The sequence below is a fragment of the Pseudomonas sp. genome, from assembly GCF_049590575.1.
Taxonomy (GTDB): domain Bacteria; phylum Pseudomonadota; class Gammaproteobacteria; order Pseudomonadales; family Pseudomonadaceae; genus Aquipseudomonas.
Map to the genome: position 1 here is coordinate 1 of NZ_JBAWDE010000121.1, position 3,767 is coordinate 3,767.

Sequence of the window (3,767 nt, forward strand, 5' to 3'; positions counted from 1 at the left end):
GAGGTGATGCCATCGCAGGCAAGCCAGCTCCCACATTAGATCAGTGTCACCTTCACTTCAGCGTAATACCGGGGGTCAGCGTGGCCGGCACCACCAGGCTTGGGGTTTCCAGCGACGCCACCGGGTACGCGCAATAATCCGCCGCGTAATACGCACTGGCGCGATGGTTGCCCGAGGCCCCTACCCCGCCAAATGGCGCGGTGCTGGCAGCGCCGGTCAGCTGTTTGTTCCAGTTGACGATCCCCGCACGGCTTTCCAGCCAGAACTGCTGGTAGCGCGCTTCGGAATCCGACAACAAGCCCGCGGCCAGGCCGTACTGGGTGGTGTTGGCCTCGGCAATCGCCGCGGCAAAATCGGCGTAGCGAATCACCTGCAACAGCGGGCCAAACAGTTCTTCGTCCTCGCGCTCGGTCACGCCGGTCACGTCGATGATGCCGGGGGTCAGCAACGCGGCCTGAGCCTGTGGCTGGGTCATTTCCAACAGCGCCACGGCGCCATTGGCCAACATCAGTTCCTGGGCGTCCATCAAGGCCTTTGCCGCACCGAGGGAAATCACCGAGCCCATGAATGGCGGCGGTTGCTGGTCGAACGCGCCGACTGCAATCGTCGCACTGACGGCCACCAGGCGCGCCAGCAGCGCATCGCCCCAAGCGCCTTCCGGCACCAGCAAGCGACGGGCACAGGTGCAGCGCTGGCCAGCCGAGATGAAGGCCGATTGGATAATGGTGTAGACCGCCGCATCCACGTCGGCCACTTCGTCGACCACCAGCGGGTTATTGCCGCCCATTTCCAGGGCCAGGATCTTGTCCGGGCGCCCAGAGAACTGCTGGTGCAGGTGATTGCCGGTGCGGCTGGAACCGGTAAAGAACAACCCATCGATCCCTGGGTTCGCGGCCAGTGCGATGCCGGTTTCCCGCGCGCCCTGCAGCAGGTTCAACACGCCTGCCGGCAAGCCGGCTTCAATCCAGCACTCTACCGTCAGCTCGGCGACTTTCGGGGTCAGTTCGCTCGGCTTGAACAGTACGGTGTTACCCGCCAGCAACGCCGGGACGATATGCCCGTTAGGCAAGTGGCCGGGGAAGTTGTAGGGGCCGAATACCGCCACCACGCCGTGAGGCTTGTGGCGCAACACGGCGGTGGCGTCGCCCAGGGGCCCGCTCTTCTCGCCGGTACGTTCACGGTAGCTTTGCACCGAGATGGCAATCTTGTTGGCCATGCTGGTGACTTCAGTCGCCGATTCCCACAGCGGCTTGCCGGTTTCCTCGCCGATGCAGCGGGCGATTTCGTCAGCGCGGCTTTTCAGGGCGGCGGCAAAGGCTTCCAGCACGCTGATGCGTTCTTCCAGCGGGCGTCGGGCCCAGGCGGGGAATGCCTGGCGCGCGGCCTGCACGGCCGACTCGACCTGCTCGGCGGTAGCGCCATTGCCGGCCCACAGCACCTGCTGGTTCACCGGGTTGCGCGATTCAAACAGTTCACCCTGGCCAGCCAGCCAGCTACCTGCGATATACAGCGAATTCATTATTTCGACTCCCGAGCAGCAGACAACGCAACAGCACGCACTTGATCACCCACCACCAGTTGCAAGCGCTTGGCAGTCAGCGGGTCGACCACCAAAGTGCCCGCCGCCAGACGGGCCGGAGCGGCAGTAATGCGGCAGTCCTCGCGCTTGCGGTTATGAATCAGGAACGGCGTGGCGTCGTCCCCCGGCGTGCCGATGGCCAACACCAGCGACTGGCTGTCGCGCACCGCACGGATCTTGCTGGTTTCACATTCCACCGCCGGGCCGGCGTCAAAAATATCGACATAGCCCTGGTAGCTGAACCCTTCACTCTTGAGCATGCTCAGTGCAGGTTCGGTGTCCGGGTGAACCTTGCCGATCACGTTGCGCGCATCCTCGGAAAGGAAGCAGCTGTACAGCGGAAACTTGGGCATCAGTTCGGCGATAAACGCCTTGTTGCCCACGCCGGTGAGGTAGTCGGCCTGGCTGAATTCCATCTTGAAGAAGTGCCTGCCCAGGCTTTCCCAGAACGGCGAGCGGCCGGCGTCGTTGGACACTCCGCGCATCTCGGCAATGATCTTGCTGCCGAACAGCTGCGGGAATTCAGCGATAAACAGCAGGCGCGCTTTGGCCAGCATGCGGCCGTTGAGGCCGTTGCGGTAATCGGCGTGCAGGAACAACGAGCACAACTCGGAATTGCCGGTGAGGTCGTTGGCCAGAAACAGCGTCGGGATTTCGCGGTAGATATTCAGCTCCTGGGAGGCGCTGACCGTCAGGCCGACCCGGAAGTTGTACCAGGGCTCACGCAAACCGACCGCGCCGGCGATGGCGGAAATACCCACCACGCGGCCTTCGTCGTTTTCCAGCACGAACAGGTAGTCGGCATCGCCACGCCCGGCGTCGCCGCGAAAGGTTTTTTCCGCCCAGCCAACCCGATGGGTCAGGCGCTCTTCGTTGGCCGGCAAGGTGGTCAGGCCGGTGCCGGTGCTGCGCGCCAGATCAATCAGGGCCGGTAAATCGCTGCTGCGTACGGGACGAACGATCATGCTATCTCCTCAGACGGGCCGCTTTGCAGCCACCCGCGAACTCATTCTTAAACCGCTACCAGGCGCACACTTGCGCCTTCACCAACGCCCAGGGCTTCGGCGGCTTCCAGGTCCAGGGTCACCGGCTTGCCGGGCGCGTAGTCCAGCTCCAGCATCACCGCGCGGTAATCCTGCAACTGCGCGTTGCTCACCAGGTACTGGCGGCCGACCCCCTTGACCATCTCGCCGATCTTGACCGGCACCACGCGGCTCTGGGCAATCGAGCGAATGCCCGACACCCGCGCGTGCAGCGTCGGGCCGCCGTCAAAGATGTCGATGTAATGGTCGGTCTCGAAGCCTTCGCGCATCAGGATGTCGAAGGTGATCTGCGCCCGTGGGTGCACCTGGCCCATGGCTTCCTGGGCTTCGTCCGGCAACAGCGGCACGTAGATCGGGTAATGCGGCATCAGCTCGGCGAGGAAGGTACGGCTTTTCAGCCCGCACAGGCGTTCGGCGGCGGCGTAATTGAGGTCGAAGAAGTTGCGGCCGATGGCGTCCCAGAACGGCGAGTCACCGTTCTCGTCGCTGTAGCCGACAATTTCGGTCACCACCGAGTCGGCAAAGCGCTCGGGGTGGCTGGCGACAAACAGCAGGCGGCCACGGGAATTGAGTTCCGACCACGGCGAACCGACCAGCTCGGGCACCACGTAGAAACTGGTGAGCAGGCTGTTGCCGGTCAAGTCGTGGCACTGGGACAGCACGTGGATCTTGTTGTGGATCTTCAGCTCGCGGGAAGCGTGCACGAAGGTCTCGTTACGGAAGCTGTAGAACGGCTCCGAGTAACCGGCCGACGCGACGATGGCCGAGCAGCCGGCAAGCTTGCCGGTCTGGGTGTCTTCCAGAACGAAGAAATAGCTTTCTTCGCCGTTGAAACTGACCTCGGCGGCGAAGGACGCTTCGCTGGCGGCGATCTTGTCGCTCAGGCGTTCCACATCATCCGGCAAGGAGGTGACACCAATCGGGCTGTCCGCAGCCAGACGCTGTACCTCGCCCAGATCAGCCATTTGCGCGGGGCGCATCACCAGCATGGTGTCACTCCTTAACTCTAGAACTCACAGAAAAAAAATACCGAACTGGTCAGGAACACCACATATCTTCATGTGGGGCATATTCCAGTGTGGGAGGGGGCTTGCCCCCGATAGCGGTGTATCAGTCACAAAATCATCAACTGGTAGAGTGCTAGC

Annotated in this window: 3 protein-coding genes; all 3 read right to left on the bottom strand. The window is 62.8% G+C overall.

The window, feature by feature from the left end:
- Positions 1-52 precede the first annotated feature (52 nt).
- The 3 genes from astD to aruF are packed head-to-tail and all read right to left on the bottom strand — an operon-like array spanning position 53 to position 3,611.
- Positions 53-1,522 (bottom strand): succinylglutamate-semialdehyde dehydrogenase, encoded by a 1,470-nt coding sequence (astD, locus tag WBR57_RS09850; protein WP_424083663.1) that lies wholly within the window; start codon positions 1,520-1,522, stop codon positions 53-55.
- On the bottom strand, positions 1,519-2,544 hold the full coding sequence (gene astA / locus WBR57_RS09855) for an arginine N-succinyltransferase (RefSeq protein ID WP_424083661.1): 1,026 nt from the start codon (positions 2,542-2,544) through the stop codon (positions 1,519-1,521). Before astA ends, astD begins: the two co-directional genes overlap by 4 nt.
- Positions 2,545-2,591: 47 nt before the next feature.
- Entirely contained in the window at positions 2,592-3,611 is a 1,020-nt protein-coding gene (gene aruF / locus WBR57_RS09860) for an arginine/ornithine succinyltransferase subunit alpha (RefSeq protein ID WP_424083662.1), read from the bottom strand.
- Positions 3,612-3,767 lie beyond the last annotated feature (156 nt).

Coding starts and splice junctions, on each gene's coding strand:
- astA (WP_424083661.1), bottom strand. CDS start 2,544: ATGATCGTTCGTCCCGTACGCAGCAGCGATTTACCGGCCCTGATTGAT.
- aruF (WP_424083662.1), bottom strand. CDS start 3,611: ATGCTGGTGATGCGCCCCGCGCAAATGGCTGATCTGGGCGAGGTACAG.